Annotated in this window: 23 protein-coding genes; 13 read left to right on the top strand and 10 right to left on the bottom strand. The window is 58.8% G+C overall.

All coding sequences use genetic code 11. From position 1 onward, the window contains the following. Nucleotides 1–96 precede the first annotated feature (96 nt). From KGB14_RS14680 to trpE, 4 genes are all read left to right on the top strand, one after another. On the top strand, nt 97–1,245 hold the full coding sequence (locus KGB14_RS14680) for an iron-containing alcohol dehydrogenase (RefSeq protein WP_223487530.1): 1,149 nt from the start codon (nt 97–99) through the stop codon (nt 1,243–1,245). Nucleotides 1,246–1,336: 91 nt separating this feature from the next. Continuing rightward, a complete protein-coding gene (gene rpe, locus KGB14_RS14675) occupies nt 1,337–2,011 on the top strand; it encodes a ribulose-phosphate 3-epimerase (RefSeq protein ID WP_223487529.1) in 675 nt (224 codons plus the stop codon). Then, nucleotides 2,008–2,826 carry a phosphoglycolate phosphatase gene (locus tag KGB14_RS14670; RefSeq protein ID WP_223487528.1) on the top strand — a complete coding sequence of 273 codons (819 nt, stop codon included), beginning with the start codon at nt 2,008–2,010 and terminating at the stop codon, nt 2,824–2,826. The genes rpe and KGB14_RS14670 overlap by 4 nt, the downstream gene beginning before the upstream one ends. A gap of 70 nt (nt 2,827–2,896) precedes the next feature. Then, a complete protein-coding gene (trpE, locus tag KGB14_RS14665; RefSeq protein ID WP_223487527.1) occupies nt 2,897–4,378 on the top strand; it encodes an anthranilate synthase component I in 1,482 nt (493 codons plus the stop codon). 98 nt (nt 4,379–4,476) lie between these two features. On the opposite strand, the gene estP is transcribed toward trpE, so the two are convergent. Beyond that, complete coding sequence (gene estP / locus KGB14_RS14660; RefSeq protein WP_223487526.1) at nt 4,477–6,387, bottom strand: esterase EstP; 1,911 nt, start codon at nt 6,385–6,387, stop codon at nt 4,477–4,479. Nucleotides 6,388–6,797: 410 nt separating this feature from the next. Here estP and KGB14_RS14655 point away from each other — a divergent pair, with 410 nt between their 5' ends. From KGB14_RS14655 to KGB14_RS14640, 4 genes are all read left to right on the top strand, one after another. After that, nucleotides 6,798–7,391, top strand: coding sequence for an aminodeoxychorismate/anthranilate synthase component II (locus KGB14_RS14655; protein WP_008067458.1), 594 nt, complete (start codon nt 6,798–6,800; stop codon nt 7,389–7,391). A 9-nt stretch (nt 7,392–7,400) separates the two neighbouring features. Beyond that, on the top strand, nt 7,401–8,450 hold the full coding sequence (gene trpD, locus KGB14_RS14650; protein WP_223487525.1) for an anthranilate phosphoribosyltransferase: 1,050 nt from the start codon (nt 7,401–7,403) through the stop codon (nt 8,448–8,450). Then, nucleotides 8,447–9,283, top strand: coding sequence for an indole-3-glycerol phosphate synthase TrpC (trpC, locus tag KGB14_RS14645; protein WP_223487524.1), 837 nt, complete (start codon nt 8,447–8,449; stop codon nt 9,281–9,283). The genes trpD and trpC overlap by 4 nt, the downstream gene beginning before the upstream one ends. A gap of 145 nt (nt 9,284–9,428) precedes the next feature. Then, nucleotides 9,429–10,130, top strand: coding sequence for a biotin/lipoate A/B protein ligase family protein (locus KGB14_RS14640; protein ID WP_223487523.1), 702 nt, complete (start codon nt 9,429–9,431; stop codon nt 10,128–10,130). A gap of 10 nt (nt 10,131–10,140) precedes the next feature. Here the strand turns inward: KGB14_RS14640 and crp are convergent, their stop codons facing one another. After that, nucleotides 10,141–10,785, bottom strand: coding sequence for a cAMP-activated global transcriptional regulator CRP (gene crp, locus KGB14_RS14635; protein WP_223487522.1), 645 nt, complete (start codon nt 10,783–10,785; stop codon nt 10,141–10,143). 248 nt (nt 10,786–11,033) lie between these two features. Between crp and KGB14_RS14630 the strand changes: the two genes are divergently transcribed. Further along, complete coding sequence (locus tag KGB14_RS14630) at nt 11,034–11,456, top strand: OsmC family protein (RefSeq protein WP_007941657.1); 423 nt, start codon at nt 11,034–11,036, stop codon at nt 11,454–11,456. A 198-nt stretch (nt 11,457–11,654) separates the two neighbouring features. Next, nucleotides 11,655–12,449, top strand: coding sequence for an adenosylmethionine decarboxylase (gene speD, locus KGB14_RS14625; protein WP_223487521.1), 795 nt, complete (start codon nt 11,655–11,657; stop codon nt 12,447–12,449). Nucleotides 12,450–12,571: 122 nt separating this feature from the next. On the opposite strand, the gene coq7 is transcribed toward speD, so the two are convergent. From coq7 to hemJ, 6 genes are all read right to left on the bottom strand, one after another. Beyond that, a complete protein-coding gene (coq7, locus tag KGB14_RS14620) occupies nt 12,572–13,219 on the bottom strand; it encodes a 2-polyprenyl-3-methyl-6-methoxy-1,4-benzoquinone monooxygenase (RefSeq protein ID WP_223487520.1) in 648 nt (215 codons plus the stop codon). A gap of 199 nt (nt 13,220–13,418) precedes the next feature. Next, nucleotides 13,419–13,757 (bottom strand): histidine triad nucleotide-binding protein, encoded by a 339-nt coding sequence (locus KGB14_RS14615; RefSeq protein ID WP_223487519.1) that lies wholly within the window; start codon nt 13,755–13,757, stop codon nt 13,419–13,421. Between the two features lie 81 nt (nt 13,758–13,838). Then, the gene (locus KGB14_RS14610; protein WP_223487518.1) at nt 13,839–14,627 is read right to left on the bottom strand and encodes an SDR family NAD(P)-dependent oxidoreductase; all 789 of its coding nucleotides are present in this window, start codon (nt 14,625–14,627) and stop codon (nt 13,839–13,841) included. A gap of 62 nt (nt 14,628–14,689) precedes the next feature. After that, entirely contained in the window at nt 14,690–15,667 is a 978-nt protein-coding gene (locus KGB14_RS14605) for a DUF805 domain-containing protein (protein ID WP_223487517.1), read from the bottom strand. Nucleotides 15,668–15,737: 70 nt separating this feature from the next. Further along, nucleotides 15,738–16,706, bottom strand: a complete 969-nt coding sequence (locus KGB14_RS14600) for an NAD(P)H-dependent flavin oxidoreductase (RefSeq protein WP_223487516.1) — start codon at nt 16,704–16,706, stop codon at nt 15,738–15,740. 33 nt (nt 16,707–16,739) lie between these two features. Further along, nucleotides 16,740–17,171, bottom strand: coding sequence for a protoporphyrinogen oxidase HemJ (hemJ, locus tag KGB14_RS14595; protein WP_223487515.1), 432 nt, complete (start codon nt 17,169–17,171; stop codon nt 16,740–16,742). A 135-nt stretch (nt 17,172–17,306) separates the two neighbouring features. Between hemJ and argC the strand changes: the two genes are divergently transcribed. After that, entirely contained in the window at nt 17,307–18,341 is a 1,035-nt protein-coding gene (gene argC, locus KGB14_RS14590; RefSeq protein ID WP_223487514.1) for an N-acetyl-gamma-glutamyl-phosphate reductase, read from the top strand. Between the two features lie 168 nt (nt 18,342–18,509). Further along, on the top strand, nt 18,510–18,860 hold the full coding sequence (gene erpA, locus KGB14_RS14585; protein WP_007906865.1) for an iron-sulfur cluster insertion protein ErpA: 351 nt from the start codon (nt 18,510–18,512) through the stop codon (nt 18,858–18,860). A gap of 73 nt (nt 18,861–18,933) precedes the next feature. Here the strand turns inward: erpA and KGB14_RS14580 are convergent, their stop codons facing one another. Together KGB14_RS14580 and KGB14_RS14575 are read right to left on the bottom strand one after the other, a co-directional pair. Then, nucleotides 18,934–20,025, bottom strand: a complete 1,092-nt coding sequence (locus KGB14_RS14580; protein WP_223487513.1) for an anhydro-N-acetylmuramic acid kinase — start codon at nt 20,023–20,025, stop codon at nt 18,934–18,936. Nucleotides 20,026–20,027: 2 nt separating this feature from the next. Then, the gene (locus KGB14_RS14575; protein ID WP_223487512.1) at nt 20,028–21,446 is read right to left on the bottom strand and encodes a peptidoglycan DD-metalloendopeptidase family protein; all 1,419 of its coding nucleotides are present in this window, start codon (nt 21,444–21,446) and stop codon (nt 20,028–20,030) included. A 210-nt stretch (nt 21,447–21,656) separates the two neighbouring features. Between KGB14_RS14575 and tyrS the strand changes: the two genes are divergently transcribed. Further along, nucleotides 21,657–22,856, top strand: coding sequence for a tyrosine--tRNA ligase (tyrS, locus tag KGB14_RS14570; protein ID WP_223487511.1), 1,200 nt, complete (start codon nt 21,657–21,659; stop codon nt 22,854–22,856). Nucleotides 22,857–23,227: the final 371 nt, after the last annotated feature.

Here is a 23,227-nt window from a genome sequence, read left to right as displayed (position 1 = left end):
AGAAGTACCTCGATCATTCACCAACTTAATAACAGACAAACCCCAATCCCCGGCTACTCTTGTGCCCAGCTCCCCTATCTATAAGAGGCTGCGCACATGAGTCTTTCCTCTTTCAAAATCGCTCACAAACTGATCACTGGTGCAGGGGCCATCGAGCAACTGGCGGCTGAGCTCACGCGTCTGGACATCGACAACCCACTGATCGTCACCGACGCCGCACTGGTCAAGTCCGGCACGGTAGAGCTGGCGCTGGCGCAGTTGGGTGAGCGCAGTTACGAGATTTTCGATCGAGTGCTGCCGGACCCGGAAATCGCCATCGTCGAAGATTGCATGCGGGTGTACCGCGAAGGCGGGCATGACGGGCTGATCGGTCTCGGTGGCGGCAGCGCCATCGACATCGCCAAGAGTGTTGCAGCCTATGCCGGTTACCACGGTGCGCTGGAGGATTTGTTCGGCGTCGATCAGGTGCCGCGCAAAGGCCCGCCGCTGATCGCCATCCCGACCACCGCCGGCACCGGGTCGGAAGTGACCAATGTGGCGATTCTTTCCGACAAGGTCGCGCAGCTGAAGAAGGGCATTATCAGCGACTACCTGTTGCCGGACGTGGCGCTGGTCAGCCCGCAAATGACCCTGACCTGCCCGCGCAGTGTCACTGCCGCCAGTGGCGTCGATGCGTTGGTGCACGCCATCGAGTCCTACCTGTCGCTCAATGCCTCGCCAATCACTGACTCGCTGGCCATTGGCGCGATCAAGCTGATTACCAAGGCGCTGCCCAAGGCCTATGCCAACCCTGCCCATCTACAAGCCCGCGAAGACATGGCCACCGCCAGCCTGATGGCCGGCATGGCATTCGGCAATGCCGGGGTCGGCGCGGTGCATGCGTTGGCGTATCCCCTGGGTGGGCGTTTCAACATTGCCCATGGCGTCAGCAATGCCTTGCTGCTGCCGTATGTCATGACGTGGAACAAGATGGCTTGCGTGGAGCGCATGCAGGATATTGCCGAGGCCATGGGGGTGAAGACCGCTCATCTGAGCGCCAATGAAGCGGCGGACAAAGCCGTGGAGGCGATGACCGAGTTGTGCGCCGCAGTGGAAATCCCGCTGGGCCTGCGCAGTTTCGGGGTGCCCGAGGACGCGATCCCGGCCATGGCGGTGGAAGCCGCCGGCATCGAACGCCTGATGCGTAACAGTCCGCGCAAATTGAGCGCCGTCGATATCGAGAAGATTTACCGAGCGGCCTACTAGGACCTGCCCCAATCATCGCAGCACGGTGCGCGCGTCAAAGCATGAGGTATACAATGCGCGCCATCGTGATTCTGCTCAAAAAAGGTGCGTCATGCAGCCCTTCGTCATTGCTCCATCGATTCTCTCCGCCGACTTCGCCCGCCTGGGGGAAGAAGTGGACAACGTTCTGGCCGCCGGCGCCGACTTCGTGCACTTCGATGTCATGGACAACCACTACGTGCCGAACCTGACCATTGGCCCGATGGTCTGCTCCGCGCTGCGCAAGTACGGCGTGACCGCGCCGATCGACGCGCACCTGATGGTCAGCCCGGTGGACCGCATCGTCGGTGACTTCATCGAGGCCGGTGCGACCTACATCACCTTCCACCCGGAAGCCACGCTGCACGTCGATCGCTCCCTGCAACTGATCCGCGAAGGCGGTTGCAAGGCCGGCCTGGTGTTCAACCCGGCGACCCCGCTGGACGTGCTCAAGTACGTGATGGACAAGGTCGACATGATCCTCCTGATGAGCGTCAACCCGGGCTTCGGCGGGCAGAAGTTCATTCCCGGCACCCTCGATAAGCTGCGTGAAGCGCGGGCGCTGATCGATGCCTCCGGGCGCGACATTCGCCTGGAAATCGACGGCGGCGTGAACGTGAACAACATTCGCGAAATCGCCGCTGCTGGCGCCGACACCTTCGTCGCCGGTTCGGCGATCTTCAATGCACCGAACTATCAGGAAGTGATTGAAAAAATGCGCTCCGAACTGGCGCTGGCCCGTCCATGAGTGGTTTTGAGCAGCTGTTCCCGGGGCGTCTGCCGCGGCTGGTGATGTTCGATCTGGATGGCACGCTGGTCGATTCGGTCCCCGACCTCGCGGCGGCTGTGGATAACATGCTGCTCAAACTCGGGCGTAAGCCCGTCGGTATCACACCGGTGCGAGAGTGGGTTGGCAACGGCGTGCATATGCTGGTGCGCCGGGCCTTGGCCAACCACATCGACGGCGAGGGTGTCGATGAGGTCGAGGCCGAGCATGCCCTGGAATTGTTCAACGGCTTTTATGAGGACGGTCACGAACTGACGGTGGTTTACCCCGGCGTGCGTGACACCCTCAAGTGGCTGAACAAGCAAGGCGTTGAAATGGCGCTGATCACCAACAAGCCGGAGCGCTTCGTCGCGCCGCTGCTGGATCAGATGAAGATCGGCCGTTACTTCAAATGGATCATCGGTGGCGATACCCTGCCCAATAAGAAACCCGACCCGGCCGCGCTGTTTTTCGTGATGAAAATGGCCAACATTCCGGCGTCGCAATCATTGTTCGTCGGCGACTCGCGCAGCGATGTGCTGGCGGCGAAAGCGGCGGGGGTCAAATGCGTGGCCCTCAGTTATGGCTATAACCACGGCCGGCCGATTGCCGAAGAATTGCCTGCGCTGGTGATCGATGATCTGCGCAAACTAATTCCCGGTTGCCTGGATCCGGCTGCTGAGATAACGTTGCCCGACGCTGTTCAACCCCCTTCTGGAAACGCCATCGTGGTGGTCACTCGCAAACTCTGGATGAAAGTCATCAAGGCCCTGGCCCGCTGGCGTTGGCGCGCCTGACTTGTTCCTGGCCGGCGTACCGGCGCGTTTGCACACCTGACTGTTAGACCCTCAAGCCACGAGGCACCTCATGATCCGCGAAGAATTCCTGCGTTTGGCCGCTGCCGGCTACAACCGCATCCCGCTTGCCTGCGAAACCCTGGCCGACTTCGACACGCCGCTGTCGATCTACCTGAAACTGGCCGACGAGCCCAACTCCTACCTGCTGGAGTCGGTGCAGGGCGGCGAGAAGTGGGGCCGATATTCGATCATCGGCCTGCCGTGCCGCACGGTGCTGCGGGTTCATGATCACCACGTCAGCGTGACCCACGACGGCGTCGAGATCGAAAGTCACGACGTTGAAGACCCGCTGGCGTTCGTCGAAGCCTTCAAAGCGCGCTATAACGTGCCGACCATCGCCGGTCTGCCACGTTTCAATGGCGGTCTGGTGGGTTACTTCGGTTATGACTGCGTACGTTATGTGGAGAAGCGTCTGGGCAAATGCCCGAACCCGGATCCGCTGGGCGTGCCGGACATTCTGCTGATGGTCTCCGACGCGGTAGTGGTGTTCGACAACCTCGCCGGCAAGATGCACGCGATTGTCCTGGCTGATCCGTCGCAGGCAGACGCCTTCGAACAAGGTCAGGCGCGTCTGCAAGCGCTGCTGGAACAACTCCGTCAGCCCATCACTCCGCGCCGTGGCCTGGACTTCAGCAAGCAGCAATCGGCTGACCCGGTATTCCGTTCGAGCTTCACCCAGGGCGATTACGAAAAAGCCGTCGACACCATCAAGGAATACATCCTGGCCGGAGACTGCATGCAGGTCGTGCCGTCCCAGCGCATGTCGATCGACTTCAAAGCCGCACCTATCGACCTGTACCGGGCGCTGCGCTGCTTCAACCCGACGCCTTACATGTACTTCTTCAACTTCGGCGACTTCCACGTCGTCGGCAGTTCGCCAGAAGTGTTGGTGCGGGTCGAAGACAACCTGATCACCGTGCGCCCGATTGCCGGCACCCGTCCACGGGGCGCCAATGAAGAGGCTGATCTGGCGCTGGAAAAAGACCTGCTGTCGGACGACAAGGAAATCGCCGAGCACTTGATGCTGATCGATCTGGGTCGCAACGACACCGGTCGTGTTTCGGAAATCGGCTCGGTGAAACTCACCGAGAAGATGGTCATCGAACGTTATTCCAACGTGATGCACATCGTGTCCAACGTTACCGGCCAGTTGAAGGCCGGGCTGACCGCGATGGACGCACTGCGGGCGATTCTGCCGGCCGGCACCTTGTCGGGCGCGCCGAAGATTCGCGCGATGGAAATCATCGACGAGCTGGAGCCGGTCAAGCGTGGCGTCTATGGCGGCGCTGTCGGGTACTTCGCCTGGAACGGCAACATGGACACCGCCATTGCGATCCGCACGGCGGTGATCAAGAACGGCGAACTGCATGTGCAGGCTGGCGGCGGCATCGTCGCTGATTCGGTACCGGCGCTGGAATGGGAAGAAACCCTGAACAAACGTCGCGCCATGTTCCGCGCCGTGGCCCTGGCCGAGCAGACGCCGGAAAGCTAAGTGCGCAAAACCTGCGGGAGCAGGCTTTTGCACAATAAGTGCTCACCATGAAAAAACGCGGCACCTGTGAGGGCGCCGCGTTTTTTATTGCCCGGGATTTAGAAGTCCAACGCTACCCCAACGTTAATACCTTGCTGGGTAAAGTCATCATCTTTGCGGAAATCGTAGCTGGCCCGCAACGCCAGGTCCTTGGTGAGGTTGTGGCTCACGCCCAGGTTCAAACGGTTCAGGTTGGTCTGCGGAGTGTAGCCGGCCAGGGTGTAGTGATTGTTCGGCAGGCTGTTGAGGTTCATGGTCACGCCCTGGGTGTCGTCGTTGTACTCACGTTCGTGAGCCAGTTCGCCAAACACCTGGGTCTGCGAGGTGATCTGGTACTTGCCCTGAATCCCGAGGCCCAGGCGCCGAGAGATGCGCGACTGGTCATCGAAGGTCAGCGCGGTGGAGTCAGCGCCATTTTCCGAGTACCCGTCGACTTCAACCTTGGCGAAATCAGCGCTGACGAACGGCGACAGGTGCCAAGGGCTGGTTGCTTCTGGTGCGATGTCGTAACCCAGCCGACCGCTGAAGGCCAGTACATAACCGTCGGTATCGCCTTTCTCCCCTCGCTCGTTGACCCCCAGTTGGAATTTGCGTTTGAGGCTGTCGTAGTCCAGATGCCCGGCCGTCAGTGCCGCGTCACCCCACCAGCGGTTCTGCTGGTACTGGGCGAAAGCCGTACCCATGTAGGTGTTGAGCTTGTAGTCCGAATCGTTATCACCGGCTTCCAGTTTCTGATTGTAGAAACCAGCCGCCAGGCCAACACGCCACGCTTCATTCAGCCGGTAGCTGCCACCGATGTTCAGGTTGTAGCCGTTGCCGTCAGCACTGGCGCCGCTGCGCTGACTGTCGAAATCCTGATGCTGGCCGCCGCCGGCGACAATCGCCCGCCATTGACCCACGCCTTGCCAGTTTTCCCAATCGGCCAGCCACTGGTTGCGCAATTCATCCTGATGCGCACGCAGGGTGCCTTGAGCCATTTCCGGCAGGAGGGTCGCTTCCCATGGCGCGGCCAGCAGCGAGTAGGCGTAATCGGCAATCAGGCGTTGCCCGGCTTCGGTCGGATGCACCGAGTCGTTGTAGATCAGTTTGGTCGGGTCCGGAGTGGCACTGTTGATCCCGTAACGGGCGTTCTCGGTGCAACTATTGCCGCTGAAGCAGGTGGCGCTCAGGTTCTGGTCGGCGGCCAGACCGAATTGCGTCGGGTTGGCGAACGTTTCTTTGAGCAGCACCGGAATGTTCAGTGGAATGACGTTGGCATTAACGCTTTGCAGCTGGCTCACCAGTTCGCTGTTGAACTGGTTGCTGAGCTGGGACGTGAACGCTTGCAGCGGCGTGCCGTTGAAAGCCGGGGTAAAGCCGATGTCCGGCAGCAACCAGACCATGATGTAGCGGGCACCGGCCTGTTGCAGGGTTTGCACACTGCTGGCCAGGCGATCGGCGGCGGCGCTGGCCTGAGTCGGACTGTTCACGCGACCTTGAAGGAAGTCGTTACCCCCACCGGAGAGGTAATACAGTGCGTTCGGGTCGGCGCGGAAGTTGTTCGATGGCAGATAGCCTGCGCGTGTACGTTCGCCGGTGGCAGAGGTGCCGGTGATCGAGTCGAGAATCTGGTCGGTGCGATAACCGCCAACCGCCCAGTTGTTGCCATCGGGCAAGCCTTCGTTGGCGCGTACCGCCGAGGAAGAAGACGCCGTCTGGTCCGGTGAGAACCCCAGTCTCCCGCCGAGAATTTGCGTGGCATTGAGCGAGCGCACTTCACCGCTGCCGTCCAGGTAGACCGGGCCGGTGCGATTGGTGAAACGTTGGGTCGCCCCGGCAGGCCCGCCGGTGTCGGTGTAGGTCCCGGCATCGCTGAGGCTGTCGCCGAAGACGACGAAATTCGAATAAGGGTTGGGCGCAGCGATCGCCTGGGCACAGGCAGCAGCGAGCAGGCATCCGGCGAGCGGTACAAACAACGTCTGTTTGATCATGAGCAAGTCCGTTTGTTTTATTTTTGTAGTTAGCGAAACGACAGTACCAAAAACTTTCGGCCTTTTGCCATCTGTCGTGAACCCTTCGATTGTTTCGCAAGCTGTCGCCCCGGCCATATTGCACGCTCTGCCCAGCTAAGTTACTGTGCCGAGACGTATGAATGAGACCTTCCCCGTGTTGATCGTCAGCAAACTCCTGGATCAAGTCATCAAGGCACACGCCCGTTGGCGTTGGCGCGCCTGAATCTTTTCTGCCGGCCTGGCCGGACCTGTACCGCTTTGCCTTCTTTACCTGTGTGAAATGCCGCTTTGCTGGCGCCACTCCAGCACCTGACAAAGCGCAGCGCACTGCGGGTAAATCATTCGAAGGCCGTATTAAAAGTCAGTGAATTCAAGAGGTTCTTAACGCCATGTTGCTGATGATCGATAACTACGACTCTTTTACTTACAACGTTGTGCAATACCTCGGCGAGCTGGGCTCCGAGGTCAAAGTCGTGCGCAACGATGAACTCACCATTGCCGAAATCGAAGCACTCAACCCTGAGCGCATCGTCGTGTCTCCTGGTCCTTGCACCCCGACCGAGGCCGGTATTTCCATCGAAGCGATCAAGCACTTCGCCGGCAAGCTGCCGATTCTCGGTGTTTGCCTGGGTCACCAGTCCATCGGCCAGGCCTTTGGTGGCGATGTGGTCCGCGCCCGTCAAGTCATGCACGGTAAGACTAGTCCGGTATTTCACGAGGATAAGGGCGTCTTCGAAGGTCTGAATCGCCCGCTGACGGTCACCCGCTATCACTCGCTGATCGTCAAGCGCGAAACCCTGCCCGATTGCCTGGAACTGACCGCCTGGACCCAGCTTGAAGACGGCTCGGTCGACGAAATCATGGGCCTGCGCCACAAAACGCTGAACATCGAGGGTGTGCAATTTCACCCCGAATCTATCCTCACCGAGCAGGGCCACGAACTGTTCGCCAACTTCCTCAAACAAACCGGCGGCACGCGCTAAGGACTTTCCATGGATATCAAGACAGCCCTGAGCCGTATCGTCGGCCACCTCGATCTCAGTACCGATGAGATGCGCGATGTCATGCGCGAAATCATGACCGGGCAATGCACGGATGCGCAGATCGGCGCGTTCATGATGGCCATGCGCATGAAGAGCGAAAGCATCGACGAGATCGTCGGCGCCGTGACGGCGATGCGCGAGTTGGCGGACAAGGTTGAACTCAATACCCTCGACGGCGTGGTCGATGTGGTCGGCACCGGCGGCGACGGTGCGAACATTTTCAACGTCTCCACGGCGTCATCGTTTGTCGTCGCAGCGGCCGGTTGCACCGTGGCCAAGCACGGTAACCGAGCGGTGTCGGGAAAAAGCGGCAGCGCCGATTTGCTGGAAGCGGCCGGTATCTACCTGAACCTGACGCCGGTCCAGGTGGCGCGCTGCATCGACAACGTCGGCATCGGTTTCATGTTTGCCCAAACTCACCACAGTGCCATGAAGCACGCCGCCGGCCCACGCCGCGAGCTGGGCTTGCGCACCTTGTTCAACATGCTCGGCCCGCTTACGAATCCGGCCGGTGTGAAACATCAGGTGGTGGGTGTGTTCAGTCAGGCGTTGTGCCGGCCATTGGCCGAAGTCTTGCAGCGTCTGGGCAGCAAACATGTGCTGGTGGTGCATTCGAAGGATGGCCTGGACGAGTTCAGTCTGGCGGCACCGACCTTTGTGGCAGAGCTGAAGAATGACCAGATCACCGAGTACTGGGTCGAGCCCGAAGATCTGGGGATGAAGAGTCAGAGCCTGCACGGTCTGGCGGTGGAAAGCCCGGCGGCCTCCCTTGAGCTGATTCGCGATGCCTTGGGCAAGCGCAAGACCGAGAACGGTCAGAAAGCCGCCGAGATGATCGTGCTCAATGCCGGTGCCGCGTTGTACGCCGCCGACCATGCGACAAGTTTGAAAGAGGGCGTTGCCCTGGCGCACGATGCGCTGCACACCGGCCTCGCTCGGGAAAAACTTGAGGAGTTGGGTGCATTTACCGCGGTATTCAAAGTGGAGAATGAGGGATGAGTGTACCGACGGTTCTGGAAAACATTCTGGCCCGCAAAGTCCAGGAAGTGGCCGAGCGTAGCGCCCGTGTGAGTCTGGCGGAGCTGGAAAGTCTGGCCAAGGCAGCCGATGCGCCCCGTGGTTTTGCCAAGGCGTTGATTGCACAGGCCAAACTCAAGCAGCCGGCAGTGATTGCTGAAATCAAGAAAGCCTCGCCGAGCAAAGGCGTGATTCGCGAGAACTTCGTTCCCGCCGACATCGCCAGAAGTTACGAGAAGGGCGGCGCCACTTGCCTGTCGGTGCTCACCGACATCGATTACTTCCAGGGTGCCGACGCGTATCTGCAACAGGCCCGGGCGGCGTGCAAGTTGCCGGTGATCCGCAAGGATTTCATGATCGATCCGTACCAGATCGTCGAAGCCCGTGCATTGGGTGCTGACTGCGTGCTGTTGATCGTCTCCGCACTGGACGACGTGAAAATGGCCGAGCTGGCGGCCGTGGCCAAAAGCGTCGGTCTCGATGTGCTGGTGGAAGTCCACGACGGCGACGAGCTGGAGCGGGCCTTGAAAACCCTCGACACGCCGCTGGTCGGCGTGAACAACCGCAATCTGCACACCTTCGACGTCAATCTGGAAACCACCCTCGACCTGTTGCCGCGTATTCCGCGTGATCGTCTGGTGATTACTGAAAGTGGCATTCTTAACCGGGCCGATGTCGAGCTGATGGAAATCAGCGACGTGTATGCGTTCCTGGTCGGCGAAGCGTTTATGCGCGCCGAAAGCCCGGGTACCGAACTGCAGCGCCTGTTCTTTCCCGAGCGTGGCGTTCCAGTGAGCGGTTCTACGCTCGACTGATAACACGCAGACCGAGTCGACCCCATCATGAGCAGGCTCGCTCCCACAAGAGATCTACTAACATCAGAGATCCAATGTGGGAGCGAGCCTGCTCGCGATGGCGGCATAAGTAGCACCACAGACTTCATGTCCTATGGAATACCTTATGACCTCACCAACCCCTCTGACCATCGAAGCCGGCCTGCTCGCCGAACAGGATCTGCTGGCCCATGTGTGCACCGGTGAGTCGGAGTTCGGTCTGCTGTTCTGGCAACCCACTGACCGCGCGTTGGTCATGCCCCGCCGCTTGAACCGTCTGCCACAGTTCGACGCCGCGTGCGAAATATCCGCTGCCGCCGGCTGGCCGGTACTGCTGCGTGAAACCGGCGGTGAGCCGGTGCCGCAATCGGCCTCGACGATCAACATCGCACTGGTTTATGCCCCGCCGCGCGGCGAAGGCGATCTGAACCGCATCGAAACCGGCTACCGGCGTCTGTGCGATCCGATCTGTCAGTTACTGGATGAGCTGGGCGGCACTTCGTCGTTGGGCGAAATCGAGGGCGCGTTCTGCGACGGCCGTTTCAACGTCAACCTGGATGGTCGCAAGATGGTCGGCACCGCTCAGCGTTGGCGCCAGAGCAAGGGGGGGCAGCGTCCGGTCGGCCTGGTGCACGGGGCGATGTTGATTGATAACGAGCGAGAGTCGATGGTTGCGGCGGTTAATCGCTTCAATGAAGCCTGCGGCCTGGAACAGCGGGTTCGCGCGGAAAGCCACATCGCCCTGCATGAAAAGTTTGCCGCTCCCGACGCGCTGGAACGGCTGGACACGCTATACCGACAGTTACTGGCAGAAATGCTCGGGGCTTAGATTTCCGAGCTTAGCGCGTACCGAAGACCACCATGGTCTTGCCTTTGACGTCGACCAGGTTGCGCTCCTCCAGATCCTTGAGTACGCGGCCGACCATTTCACGGGAACAACCGACAATCCGGCCGATTTCCTGGCGGGTTACCTTGATCTGCATGCCGTCGGGGTGGGTCATGGCGTCTGGCTGCTTGCACAGCTCAAGCAGGCAGCGGGCAACACGACCGGTCACATCGAAGAACGCCAGATCGCCGACCTTGCGCGTGGTGTTGCGCAGGCGCTGTGCGATTTGTCCGCTAAGGACGTAAAGAATGTCTGGATCCTGTTGGGACAGCTCGCGGAATTTCGCGTAGCTGATTTCCGCGACTTCGCATTCGACCTTGGTGCGTACCCAGGCGCTGCGTTCCTGTTCCAGGCCGGCTTGCTCAAACAGACCCAGTTCGCCGAAAAAATCGCCGGAATTAAGATAGGCAATAATCATTTCACGGCCGTCGTCATCCTCGATCAGGATGGTCACTGAACCTTTGATGATGAAATACAGTGTGTCCGAGCGGTCGCCAGCACAAATGATGTTGCTCTTGGCGGCATAGCGACGGCGCTGGCAGTGCATCAACAGTTTGTCGAGGTTCTTGATTTTGGGTGTGGGGGTAATAGCAACCATGGTTGTATCCCGAAAAGACTGCACGGTATGTTTATTTTTTTGTAGGCGCTGGCGAAGCCTGCGATCGTTTATTCGCTACAAAGTTGGCTGCGCGCCATTGAATTGGCGCCAGCTTAACAGACGCATTCCTTCAAGATTCGAGAATTTACCTACAATGCGGATGGTTATGTCTTAGGACGGCGAAGCGCTGTCAATCATGGGCCCTGTGCTAAGCTGGCGACCCTTTTTTAGACAGTGGAGTCTTGGCGATGAAGGCACGCATCCAATGGGCTGGCGAAGCCATGTTCCTCGGTGAATCCGGCAGCGGTCATGTCGTGGTCATGGACGGTCCGCCCGATGCCGGCGGTCGTAACCTGGGTGTCCGGCCGATGGAAATGCTCCTGCTGGGTGTTGGCGGTTGCAGCAATTTCGATGTGGTCAGCATCCTCAAGAAGTCCCGTCAGGCCGTCGAAAGCTGCGAAGCCTTCCTCGAAGCCGAGCGAGCGACCGAAGATCCGAAGGTTTTCACCAAGATCCACATGCACTTCGTGGTCAAGGGGCGCGGGCTGAAAGAGGCTCAGGTCAAGCGCGCCATCGAGCTGTCGGCCGAGAAGTATTGCTCGGCCTCGATCATGCTTGGCGCGGCTGGCGTGGCGATTACCCACGACTACGAAATCATCGAACTCGGTTGAATCGACATTCAACTATCATAAAAGCGGTGCAGACTCTGGCGATCCATCGCTGACGTCTGCACAGGTCGCTTGCCTGAACAGAAAACAAAAATCGCCATCGCGAAGAGGTGTTAACCGTCCTACGCAGGTGCGTCGTTCGCATCTGACGGGCATGCTTGATCACGCGGCCAGCCCGCAATACATAGAGAGTTTTAAACGGTGAAAAGCAAACTCAAGCTCCACGGGTTCAATAACCTGACAAAGACCTTGAGCTTCAACATCTATGACATCTGCTACGCGGAAACCCCGCAAGACCAACAGGCTTACGTCGAGTACATCAATAAAGAGTACAACGCCAAGCGCCTGACGCAGATACTCACAGAAGTTGTCGATATCATTGGTGCCAACATCCTGAACATCGCGAGTCAGGATTATGAACCCCAGGGCGCCAGTGTCACGATTCTGATCTCTGAAGAGCCGGTGACCCCGACCGACAGCCAGATCGAAGAGTCTCCGGGCCCATTGCCCGAGATCATCCTGGCCCACCTCGACAAGAGCCACATCACGGTGCACACCTACCCGGAAATTCATCCGGTGGACGGTATCGCGACCTTCCGTGTGGACATTGATGTGTCGACCTGTGGCGTCATTTCACCGCTCAAGGCGCTTAACTTTCTGATTCACCAGTTCGATTCGGACATCGTGACTGTGGATTACCGCGTGCGCGGCTTCACCCGTGACGTTGAAGGCAAGAAGCATTTCATCGACCACGAGATCAACTCGATCCAGAACTACTTGTCCGAAGACACCCGCGACGCGTATCAGATGACCGACGTGAACGTGTACCAGGAAAATCTGTTCCACACCAAAATGCTGTTGAAGAACTTCGAGCTGGATAACTACCTGTTCGGCGACGCCACCAGCAACTTGTCCCCTGAGCAACGTGCTCAGGTGACTGAGCGTGTGAAGCACGAAATGCTTGAAATCTTCTACGCGCGCAACATGACGAGCTAAGATTTCCGAGTACAAAAAAAGGCGACTACCTTGCGGTAATCGCCTTTTTTATTTGTTGGAATACAGAGCCCTTGTAGGAACGAGGCTTGCCCGCGAAGAGGCCCTATTTAACAACCTGATCCTCAGATCCGATAAGTACTCTTCGTCATCACCTTAGCCAACAAACTCATCCCGAACTTCACCGGCGCCGGAAAGCGAAAACCACCCGCATCCAGCGCACTTTCAGCATGATGCTCTTCATCGATGCGCATCTGTTCCAGGATTGCCCGGGACTTTTCGTCCTCGGCCGGCAGTTGTTCAAGGTGTTCGTTCAGGTGTTTGCAGACCTGATGCTCAGTGGCGGCCACGAAACCCAGGCTGACTTTATCGCTGATCAGCCCGGCGACCGCGCCAATCCCGAACGACATACCGTAGAACAATGGATTGAGGATGCTGGTATGGCTGCCCAACTGATGAATGCGTTGTTCGCACCAGACCAGATGGTCGATTTCTTCTTCGGCGGCATGCTCCATGGCGGCGCGCACTTTCGGCAGCCTGGCGGTCAGGGCCTGACCTTGATACAGCGCCTGGGCGCACACTTCGCCGGTATGGTTAATGCGCATCAAGCCGGCGACGTGTCGGGTGTCCTCGTCGCTCATCTGTGCATCCGGCTGCACGATGGCGGGCGACGGACGGTAGGGCTGACCACTGAAGGGCAGCAAAGTACGCATCGCGGCATCGGCTTGCAGCAGAAGACGGTCAATCGGCGAGTAGTGACGTTGGGTAGTCATGCTGACCTCCGGAAAGAATCTCGGCGGCCAGTTTAACTCAATCGGCCGGGGGAGGGTTTGCGCTGGGTCATTTCCGGTGGGAGCGACACCAATCCTGTAGGAACGAGCGGTGCGGCGATCCGACTTGCCCGCGAAGGCGTCCTCATGTGCACCAAAAGCTTCGCGGGCAAGCCTCGCTCCTACAGGGGGAGGGCAGTGATCAGCCCGGCGGCCAGTGCATCTGGCGCTGACCCAGTACATGCATATGAATGTGATAGACGGTCTGCCCACCCAGTGGATTGCAGTTCATGACCACGCGGAAGCCTCCGTCACAGCCCAATTCCTTCGCCAGGCGCTGCGCGGTGAACAGAATATGCCCGGCCAAAGCCTTGTCGTCCTCGGTGAGGTCGTTAAGGGTGGGCACCGGTTTCTTCGGGACTACCAGGAAATGCACGGGGGCCTGTGGTGCGATGTCGTAGAAGGCCAGTACCTGGTCGTCCTCGTAAATGATCTTCGCCGGGATTTCCCGGTTGATGATCTTGGTGAACAGAGTATCCACAGCTGTTTTCTCCGTTGTTTGGGCTGGCCTGAGTGTAACCATGGGTTATCTCAGAGCCCAGTCTTTTGCCTTGAGGATTGATCAGCGCGGGCAATAGGTTTTGTTGACCATGCCCGCGATTGTCCGGGTCAGCCAGCGCGAGCCGAGCCGCGGCAGGAATGCGAGCCACCGATTCAGGCGACCCGGGATAATAATGGCGCGGTTTTTGTCCAGGGCTCGCACGGCATAGAGCGCGACCTCCTCGGGGCTCATCAGCCTTTTGCTCTCGTCCACTTTTGCGCTGTCCCATTGTGCAGTACGAAAAAACGCCGTACGGGTCGGGCCAGGGCAGAGCACCGACACCTTGACCGCGCATTTTTTCAGTTCAACGCGCAACCCTTCGGAAAAATGCAGCACATAAGCTTTGCTGGCGTAATAAGTGCTCATCCAGGGGCCAGGATGGAACGCGGCCATCGAGGCGACGTTCAGAATCTGCCCGCCGCCTTGCAAAGCCATGCTGTTGCCGATGGCATGACACAAGCGAGTGAGGGCCAGGATGTTCACTTCGATCAGGTCTTGTTCGGTCATCCAGTCCTGGGCCAGGAACGGGCCGCAGGTACCGATGCCGGCACAGTTGACCAACAAATCGATCTGTCGATCACCTTCCTCAAGCTCCAGCAGAAATCCGGACAGCCTCAGCGGCTCGCCCAGGTCACAGGCACGAAACAACACTTCCACGCCAAAACGTTGAGTCAGTTCAATCGCAATGCTTTCCAGCTGATCACGCTGTCGGGCCACCAGAATCAGGTTGCGGCCGCGCCGGGCCAGCGCTTCGGCCATCGCCAGGCCGATGCCGCTGGAAGCGCCAGTGATCAGAGCGTAACGGGTCATGCAGTTCTCCATCGCAACGGCTCCGCGCCGGCGACGCAGGTGTCACGGGCGGGGAGCGCTGTTCATTCTTTCGCAGAGTCTACAGGGGGCTGGGCGTCTTCGGCTGCATCGTCTGCGGAATCGGGCGCTTGTTCGGCCTCTGCGGCCGGTTCGACTACAACTTCGTCGGTGGTCACCGAGGCGCTGCCATAGCTGTTCTCGGTAGTGTTTTCATATTCATTCTGCAAAGCACCGATGCCGCCAGTGAGAGCGCTAATGAACACAACAGTGACGAACACCAGCCAAAGGGCACAAAGCACTTTTACCGCGGTGCTGTTGGGTGGTGGCGGTGCGCCGTATTGGTTGGCTGCAGTGTTGCCGGGCAGTACCGCCAGTAAAATCGGCAAGAGCCCGCCCACGAATGGCACCAATGTCAGTAGGTAAAGCCAACCGGACCAACCCAGATCGTGCAGGCGCTGAACGCTGATCTGAATACTGACGACGAGAAACGCGATGCATATTGCCGTGCCAACCAGCCCGCCGATTACCAGACCAACCGTTGACGTAAGGGCGATCAGTGACAAACCGATGGAGACGAACACCCCGGCGACACCCATCAGCACCAGCATCAAGGCCATCGTCCAGGCTAGATAGCGCAGACGGCCGATGCGTCCTGTGAATGTGAAGGCCTTGAGCGTGCCGAATTCGGGTAACGCCTCACCGACGTGAGCGCGCGGTGGTGCATAAGGTGATTCGGCGTCTGTCGATCCCCATTGGCCAGACGCAGGGGAGGAGTCGTGAACGTCGGACAGGTTCAGTTCTATGGCGGATTCGGTTTCAATTTGGGCATCGATCCCGGTTTTCGTCAGTGCCTGAAGATAAGTCTGCGCGTCCGCGTGTGACAGGTCGCGTTTGAGCGCAACCTGCCGGCCACTGAACAGGCGTTCGATGGCTGCGACATCGCTTTTGAACAGCTCGGCGAGATTGAGCTTCGCGGTAGTGGCGTCCACACCTGGCAGCAGAGCACCATCGAAGACGATCTTGAAACGGTTTTCGCTCATGGCCGAGGCATCCTTGTCGCGAGAGTATGTAATGGACAGTGTCGCAAGTATGGAGTGTAAGACCCGCCTGTCAGCGCGGCCAGCGCTTGGGCAGCGCCGCCGCCAATTCCAGCGCCTTGCGGTATTCGGTGTCGAGACGTGCGACCAGTTGATCGACACTTGGCAGGTCCTCGATGTCTCCAACGCCCTGGCCTGCGGACCACACGGTTTTCCAGGCTTTGGCTTCATCGCTCAACGGCTTGAGCTTGGCACCGAAGTTCACCTCGCCCTTGCCTTGCAGCGCCGTCATGTCGAAACCGGCGGCCTCCAGGCTCTGACGCATGAAGCTTGCCGGTACGCCCGACACCGCTGGAGTATGGACAATGTCAGCGGCTTTGGAAGTCAGGAGCATCTCTTTATAAGCGTCAGGCGCATGACTTTCAGTGGTGCCGATAAATCGCGTACCGAAGTAGGCCAGATCCGCACCGAGCAATTGCGCGGCGAGAATCTCGTGACCGTGGTTCAGGCAGCCTGCCAGCAATAGGGTCTTGTCGAAAAACTGGCGAATCTCGGCGATCAGCGAGAACGGGCTCCAGGTACCGGCGTGACCACCCGCCCCAGCGGCAACGGCAATCAAACCGTCAACACCGGCTTCGGCGGCTTTTTCCGCGTGGCGACGCGTCGTCACGTCGTGAAACACCAGGCCGCCATAGCTGTGCACGGCATCCACCAGTTCCTTCACGGCGCCGAGGCTAGTGATCACGATGGGTACTTTGTGCTCGATGCAGATCGCCAGATCCGCCTGCAATCGCGGATTGCTGTGGTGGACGATCAGGTTCACCGCGTAAGGCGCGGGATTTTCCAGTGCCGCCAGTCCTGCTTCGATTTCTTCCAGCCAGGCCCTGAAACCGCTGCTCTCGCGCTGGTTCAGCGCCGGGAAACTGCCCACCACGCCATTACGGCAGCAGGCGAGCACCAGCTCAGGATTGGAAATCAGGAACATCGGCGCCGCCACCACGGGCAAACGCAAACGTTGTTCGAGCAAAGCGGGCAGCGACATTTGGAAGTACCCCGGTGAGTTGTGCTTGTCGGATTAAAACGGCCGAACGACGACCAGAATTACGATAGCCAGCAATATCAGAACCGGCACTTCATTGAACCAGCGATAAAAGACATGGCTGCGGGTGTTCTCGCCACGGGCAAAACGCTTTACCTGGGCGCCGCACATGTGGTGGTAGCCGATCAGGATCACCACCAGGGTCAACTTGGCGTGCATCCATGCGCCCTGGCCGAAGTAGGCGCTCGGGTTGAGGCTGATCAACCAGATGCCGAATGCCAGCGTCGCAATCATCGCCGGGCCCATGATGCCCCGGTACAACTTGCGCTCCATGATGCTGAAGCGTTCCTTACTGACGGTGTCTTCGCTTTGGGCGTGATAGACGAACAGGCGCGGCAGGTAGAACAGGCCGGCAAACCAGCAGACCAGGCTGACGATATGAAGCGCTTTGAGCCACAGATAAAGCATTTTCAGGTATTCCCAGGTTCACGGTAGCGGGGATAGTAGGGGGTAGAACGCCCGCACGTCACCTTGAAGGTTGTCGCAGGGCCGCGCGGCCCCTATTATCGACGGCTTTCCAGTGGGTTCGTTGAGGGCAGGTTTATGGTCAAGGTCGGTATCGTCGGCGGCACGGGTTACACCGGTGTCGAACTGCTGCGTCTGTTGGCACAGCATCCGCAAGCTGAAGTGGTAGTGATCACTTCCCGATCCGAGGCCGGCCTGGCCGTGGCCGACATGTACCCGAACCTGCGAGGCCATTACGACGGCCTGGCATTCAGCGTTCCGGACATCAAGACCCTCGGGGCCTGTGACGTGGTGTTCTTCGCCACCCCGCACGGTGTTGCGCATGCGCTGGCCGGTGAGCTGCTGGCAGCCGGGACCAAGGTCATCGACCTGTCGGCAGACTTCCGTCTGCAAGACGCTGATGAGTGGGCCAAATGGTACGGTCAGCCGCACGGCGCGCCGGAACTGCTGGAGGAGGCGGTCTACGGCTTGCCGGAAGTCAATCGCGAGCAGATCAGGCAGGCGCGCCTGATTGCTGTGCCGGGTTGCTACCCGACTGCCACTCAATTGGGGTTCCTGCCATTGCTTGAAGCCGGTCTGGCAGACACCACTCGTTTGATTGCAGACTGCAAATCCGGCGTCAGCGGTGCCGGTCGTGGTGCTTCTGTAGGTTCGCTGTACTCCGAGACGTCGGAAAGCATGAAGGCCTACGCTGTCAAAGGGCACCGTCACTTGCCAGAAATCCGCCAGGGCCTGCGTCGTGCAGCGGGCAAGGACGTGGGGCTGACCTTCGTTCCGCACCTGACGCCAATGATTCGCGGTATTCACTCGACGCTTTACGCGACCGTGGTCGATCGCTCGGTGGATCTGCAGGCGTTGTTTGAAAAGCGTTATGCCAATGAACCGTTCGTCGATGTCATGCCCGCAGGCAGCCATCCGGAAACCCGCAGTGTTCGCGGCGCCAACGTTTGCCGTATCGCCGTGCATCGTCCGCAGGATGGTGATCTGGTGGTGGTGCTGTCGGTGATCGATAACCTGGTCAAAGGCGCGTCGGGTCAGGCGGTGCAGAACCTGAATATCCTGTTCGGCCTGGATGAGCGCCTGGGCCTGTCCCATGCCGGCATGCTGCCGTAAGACTTTATCCCGCTCAGCAAAAAGGCCCGTTGAACGGGCCTTTTTGCGTTCTGGGCCGGCAATCGGGTTTATTGATATACCGTAACAATAGTTGACCGATTTTCTGGGAGAAGCGGATAATGCGCGTCATCACGCATTATGGCGGCGTAACGCCGGGAGATAGTCAGCATGAGCGTCGAATCCTTCACCCCCACGGCTTTGCAATTCACTCACGGTGCTGCGCACAAGGTGAAGAGCCTGGTCGATGAAGAGGGGAATGATCGCTTGAAGCTGCGCGTATTCGTTACGGGCGGCGGTTGTTCAGGGTTTCAATACGGCTTCACCTTCGATGAAGAAGTGGCCGATGACGACACCATCGTCGAGCGCGAAGGCGTCAGCCTGGTGGTCGATCCGATGAGCTTCCAGTACCTGGCAGGTGCCGAGGTGGATTACCAGGAAGGTCTGGAAGGTTCGCGTTTCGTGATCAAGAACCCGAACGCTACCACCACGTGTGGCTGCGGCTCTTCGTTCTCGATCTGATCGCACCTCACCGCATGACCAGGCGCCGCAGAGTCCCAGGACTCTGCGGCGTTTTGCTGTCTGAGGTTCAGGCTCAGGCGGGGTAGATGGCGCCGAGTACACGCAGGCCGCGGGCGCCGGTGACACTCGGACGGTTGGCCGCGATACCCTCCAGGCAGCAATGGGCCAGCCAGGCGAAGGCCATGGCTTCGACCCAGTCCGGGTCTACACCATAGGCAGCGGTGCTGCTGACTTTTGCATTCGGCAACAGGCAGGCCAAGCGCTTCATCAACGTGGCGTTGTGCGCGCCGCCGCCGCAGACAAGCAGTTCCTCGGTATCCGATTGGGCGCTTTGCAATGACTCGACGATAGTCAGCGCCGTCAGCTCTAGCAGCGTGGCCTGTACGTCTTCGGCAGCGAAGGTCTGTAACTGCGACAGATGCTGCATCAGCCATGGCAGATTGAACACTTCGCGGCCGGTACTCTTCGGGCCTTGAGTTACAAAGAATGGATCGCTGAGCAGTTCGTTCAACAGAGCAGGTTCAACCTTGCCGCTGGCGGCCCATTGGCCGTCGCGATCAAAGTTGTCGCCGCGTTGCTGGTGAATCCAGGCGTCGAGCAGGACGTTCCCCGGGCCGCAGTCAAAACCGGCAACAGGCTTGCCGGGTTCGATCAGGCTGAGATTGCTGAACCCGCCGACGTTCAATACCGCGCGGTTGCCAGACCGTTCTTCAAACAGCGCTTCGTGAAAGGCTGGAACCAATGGTGCGCCTTGTCCGCCAGCGGCTACATCACGGCTGCGAAAATCGCTGACCACGGTGATGCCGGTCAGTTCGGTGAGGAGGGCAGGGTTGCCGATCTGTACCGTGAATCCTCGCGCCGGTTCGTGGCGAATGGTCTGGCCGTGGCTGCCAATCGCGCGAATGTCTTCAGGCTTCAGGTTTTGTTGATCGAGGAGGGAGTGAATGCCCTGTGCGGCCAGTTTCACCCAGTTCTGTTGGGCAATGGCGGAGCGGGCAATCTCGTCCGGGCCGCTGGCGCACAAGCCAAGCAGCTCGGCGCGCAGGGAATCAGGCATGGGGATGTAATGGGTGGCGATCAGCTTGATCGCCGGGGCTTGCTCGATCAGCGCAATGTCCAGGCCATCAAGGCTGGTCCCGGACATCACACCTATATAGAGCGCCATGGCTAGCGTTTGCTCGAAGCCAGCATGGTGGCTTTCTCTTGATCCATCCGTGCCATCAACGGTTGGCTCTGCGCGAGGAAGCGTGCGCGTTCGGCCTTGGAGATCGGATCGGCCATCGCCACCTTCTGACCCAGCGGGTCAACGTGCACGCCATTGACCTGGAATTCATAGTGCAAGTGCGGGCCGGTGGACAAGCCGGTGGTGCCGATGTAACCGATCACCTGACCTTGCTTGACGCTGCCGCCAGTTTTGATGCCTTTGGCGAAGCCCTGCATGTGCCCATACAGCGTGCGGTAGGTGCTGCCGTGCTGGATGATCACGGTGTTGCCGTAACCGCCGCGGCGACCGGCCAACAATACCTGGCCGTCGCCGGCAGCCTTGATTGGTGTGCCACGCGGAGCTGCGTAATCGACACCTTTGTGGGCGCGGATCTTGTTCAGAATCGGGTGCTTGCGGCCCATGGAGAATTTCGAGCTGATGCGGGCGAAGTCTACCGGGGTACGGATGAACGCCTTGCGCATACTGTTGCCGTCAGCCGTGTAGTAGCTGCTGTTACCTTGCTTGTTGGTGTAGCGCACGGCGGTGTAAGTCTTGCCACGGTTGGTGAACCGCGCGGAGAGAATCGGGCCGTTACCAACGGCTTTGCCGTTGACGACCTTCTGCTCGTAGATGACGTCGAACTCGTCACCCTGGCGAATATCCTGGGCAAAGTCGACGTCATAGCCAAACACACTGGCCATATCCATGGTCAGGCTGTGGGACAAGCCGGCTCGGGCGGCGGATTGCGACAGCGAACTGTTGATCACGCCATGGACGTAGGCGGAGCGAACGGTGGGCTTGGCGGTAATACGGTTGAACGCATAACCCTTGCCATTCTTGGTCAGGCTGATGCTTTCCGTGTCGCTGACTTTGCTGTGCAAATTGGTCAGTTGGCCATCCGGGCCCAGTTCGAACTCGAGCTTCTGGCCATGTTTGAGCTGGCTGAACTGTTTGGCCTGCTTGTCGCTGGCCAATACTTCATGCACCGAAGCGGCCGGAAGGCCGACTTTCTCGAACAGCGTCGAAAGAGTGTCGCCTTTGGCTACGATCACTTCCCTGTGGCCTGGCGCCTTCTTTTCTTCGACGACTGGCGCGGGGGCGACCTGGGCGGTTTCCTGGGGGGCTTCGGCGCTGTTTTCGATCTGCGCGAAAGGAGGCGCTGCCGGCTCATTTGTGGCTTGGACAGCGTCGGCGGCGTCTTGATCTTGTGTCAGTTGTTCTGCAGGGCTTTCCAGTTCAAGACTCAGGGTCGTCTTTTTTGCTTCAACGTCACTGGAAGGGAATACCAGAAGCGCCAGGCTGAGAAGGGCGGCGATACCACTTGCGGCAAGCAGGTGGGTCTTCGGGTAAAGCGGCGGCGCTTTAGACGGTTCTGTGGTCATAGGTAGTTTTGACTTTGAAAAAATGAATTGGAAAAGATGAATGACATGATGAAGATGAAATAACTGTATAAAATATAACCAAATCATCTCTGAAGCAAGCTCGCGGACACTCTGTCCGCGGATTGGCATCCGTGCGCCGGGCAAAACTTGTATTTGGTGCACGATCTTGTATGGTTGTTCCCCTTTGAATTCGAGCCTTGCGGGTCTGTTATGAAGTCGGTTGAAGAGCAGCTAGCGCTGATCAAACGTGGTGCGGAAGAACTGTTGGTCGAGTCCGAGCTGATCGAAAAGCTCAAGCGTGGCCAGCCGCTACGTATTAAGGCAGGCTTCGATCCGACCGCGCCGGATCTGCACCTGGGTCACACCGTGCTGATTAATAAGCTGCGCCAGTTCCAGGAACTGGGGCACCAGGTGATCTTCCTTATAGGTGACTTCACCGGGATGATCGGTGATCCGAGTGGCAAGAGCGCGACACGTCCCCCGCTGACCCGCGAGCAGGTTCTCGAGAATGCCGAGACCTACAAGACTCAGGTCTTCAAGATTCTTGATCCGGCCAAGACCGAAGTGGCGTTCAACTCCACCTGGATGGATCAGATGGGGCCGGCGGACTTCATTCGCCTGACTTCGCAGTACACCGTCGCTCGCATGCTCGAGCGCGACGACTTCAATAAGCGCTACTCGACCAATCAGCCAATCGCCATTCACGAGTTTCTCTATCCGCTGGTTCAGGGGTATGACTCGGTTGCTTTGCGTGCGGATGTCGAGCTGGGCGGTACCGATCAGAAGTTCAACCTGCTGATGGGCCGTGAGCTGCAACGAGGCTATGGTCAGGAAGCTCAATGCATTCTGACCATGCCGTTGCTCGAAGGTCTGGATGGCGTGAAGAAGATGTCCAAGTCGCTGGGCAACTACGTCGGTATCCAGGAGGCGCCGGGTGTCATGTACGGCAAGCTGGTCTCTATCCCGGATGCGCTGATGTGGCGTTACTTCGAATTGCTCAGCTTCCGCTCCATGGAAGAGATCAATGCTTTGCGGGCTGACGTCGAGGCGGGTGCGAACCCGCGTGATATCAAGATCAAGCTGGCCGAAGAGATCGTTGCGCGCTTCCATGGTGAAGAGGCTGCGGCCAACGCTCATCGTGCGGCGGGTAATCGTATGAAAGACGGTGAGCTTCCGGATGATCTGCCAGAGATCGAACTGACCGCTGCCGAAGATATGCCGATCGCTGCCGTCCTTAATAAAGCAGGTCTGGTGAAGAACTCCGCCGTGGCGCGCGACCTTCTGGGTTCTGGTGGTGTACGTATAGATGGTGAGGTTGTTGATCGCACCTTTATATACGCGCTGGGTGCGACCCATGTTTGCCAGGCCGGGAAGAAGGCATTTGCGCGTATTACGCTCAAATCCGAATAAAGCTGAAATCAGGGGTTGACGGCAGATTCTGGAAGTCTATAATTCGCCCCACTTCCGGCGCAGTCGAAACGGAAAACTCCTTGGTAAACAAAGAGTTACGCAGTTTTCGGCAGCGGTTACGCTTCAGTTCATCGAGGCCAGAAGGAGTTGAAAGAGCGGTGTTGTTTGGCTCTTTTAACGGTTCGATCTTCTCGGTCGAAAGCGGAGAAAAAGAGGTGTTGACAGCAGCGAGTAACGCTGTAGAATTCGCCTCCCGCTAACGAGAGATCGGAAGCGCAAGTGGTTGAAGTTGTTAAAGATTTCCAAGCGAAACTTTGAAAACTTCTGAAAATAACCGCTTGACAGCAACAGAGGCTGCTGTAGAATGCGCG

Origin of the sequence: Pseudomonas sp. A-RE-19 (genome assembly GCF_019956555.1) — a bacterium.
In the GTDB taxonomy this organism is placed as follows: domain Bacteria; phylum Pseudomonadota; class Gammaproteobacteria; order Pseudomonadales; family Pseudomonadaceae; genus Aquipseudomonas.
Note: the sequence above shows the minus strand (reverse complement) of the source record. Positions and strands in the feature narration are given on the sequence as shown.

Bases quoted from the DNA above. Each gene is read 5' to 3' on its own strand.
- KGB14_RS14680 (WP_223487530.1), top strand. From the start codon at position 97: ATGAGTCTTTCCTCTTTCAAAATCGCTCACAAACTGATCACTGGTGCA.
- rpe (WP_223487529.1), top strand. From the start codon at position 1,337: ATGCAGCCCTTCGTCATTGCTCCATCGATTCTCTCCGCCGACTTCGCC.
- KGB14_RS14670 (WP_223487528.1), top strand. From the start codon at position 2,008: ATGAGTGGTTTTGAGCAGCTGTTCCCGGGGCGTCTGCCGCGGCTGGTG.
- trpE (WP_223487527.1), top strand. From the start codon at position 2,897: ATGATCCGCGAAGAATTCCTGCGTTTGGCCGCTGCCGGCTACAACCGC.
- estP (WP_223487526.1), bottom strand. From the start codon at position 6,387: ATGATCAAACAGACGTTGTTTGTACCGCTCGCCGGATGCCTGCTCGCT.
- KGB14_RS14655 (WP_008067458.1), top strand. From the start codon at position 6,798: ATGTTGCTGATGATCGATAACTACGACTCTTTTACTTACAACGTTGTG.
- trpD (WP_223487525.1), top strand. From the start codon at position 7,401: ATGGATATCAAGACAGCCCTGAGCCGTATCGTCGGCCACCTCGATCTC.
- trpC (WP_223487524.1), top strand. From the start codon at position 8,447: ATGAGTGTACCGACGGTTCTGGAAAACATTCTGGCCCGCAAAGTCCAG.
- KGB14_RS14640 (WP_223487523.1), top strand. From the start codon at position 9,429: ATGACCTCACCAACCCCTCTGACCATCGAAGCCGGCCTGCTCGCCGAA.
- crp (WP_223487522.1), bottom strand. From the start codon at position 10,785: ATGGTTGCTATTACCCCCACACCCAAAATCAAGAACCTCGACAAACTG.
- KGB14_RS14630 (WP_007941657.1), top strand. From the start codon at position 11,034: ATGAAGGCACGCATCCAATGGGCTGGCGAAGCCATGTTCCTCGGTGAA.
- coq7 (WP_223487520.1), bottom strand. From the start codon at position 13,219: ATGACTACCCAACGTCACTACTCGCCGATTGACCGTCTTCTGCTGCAA.
- KGB14_RS14610 (WP_223487518.1), bottom strand. From the start codon at position 14,627: ATGACCCGTTACGCTCTGATCACTGGCGCTTCCAGCGGCATCGGCCTG.
- KGB14_RS14605 (WP_223487517.1), bottom strand. From the start codon at position 15,667: ATGAGCGAAAACCGTTTCAAGATCGTCTTCGATGGTGCTCTGCTGCCA.
- KGB14_RS14600 (WP_223487516.1), bottom strand. From the start codon at position 16,706: ATGTCGCTGCCCGCTTTGCTCGAACAACGTTTGCGTTTGCCCGTGGTG.
- hemJ (WP_223487515.1), bottom strand. From the start codon at position 17,171: ATGCTTTATCTGTGGCTCAAAGCGCTTCATATCGTCAGCCTGGTCTGC.
- argC (WP_223487514.1), top strand. From the start codon at position 17,307: ATGGTCAAGGTCGGTATCGTCGGCGGCACGGGTTACACCGGTGTCGAA.
- erpA (WP_007906865.1), top strand. From the start codon at position 18,510: ATGAGCGTCGAATCCTTCACCCCCACGGCTTTGCAATTCACTCACGGT.
- KGB14_RS14580 (WP_223487513.1), bottom strand. From the start codon at position 20,025: ATGGCGCTCTATATAGGTGTGATGTCCGGGACCAGCCTTGATGGCCTG.
- KGB14_RS14575 (WP_223487512.1), bottom strand. From the start codon at position 21,446: ATGACCACAGAACCGTCTAAAGCGCCGCCGCTTTACCCGAAGACCCAC.
- tyrS (WP_223487511.1), top strand. From the start codon at position 21,657: ATGAAGTCGGTTGAAGAGCAGCTAGCGCTGATCAAACGTGGTGCGGAA.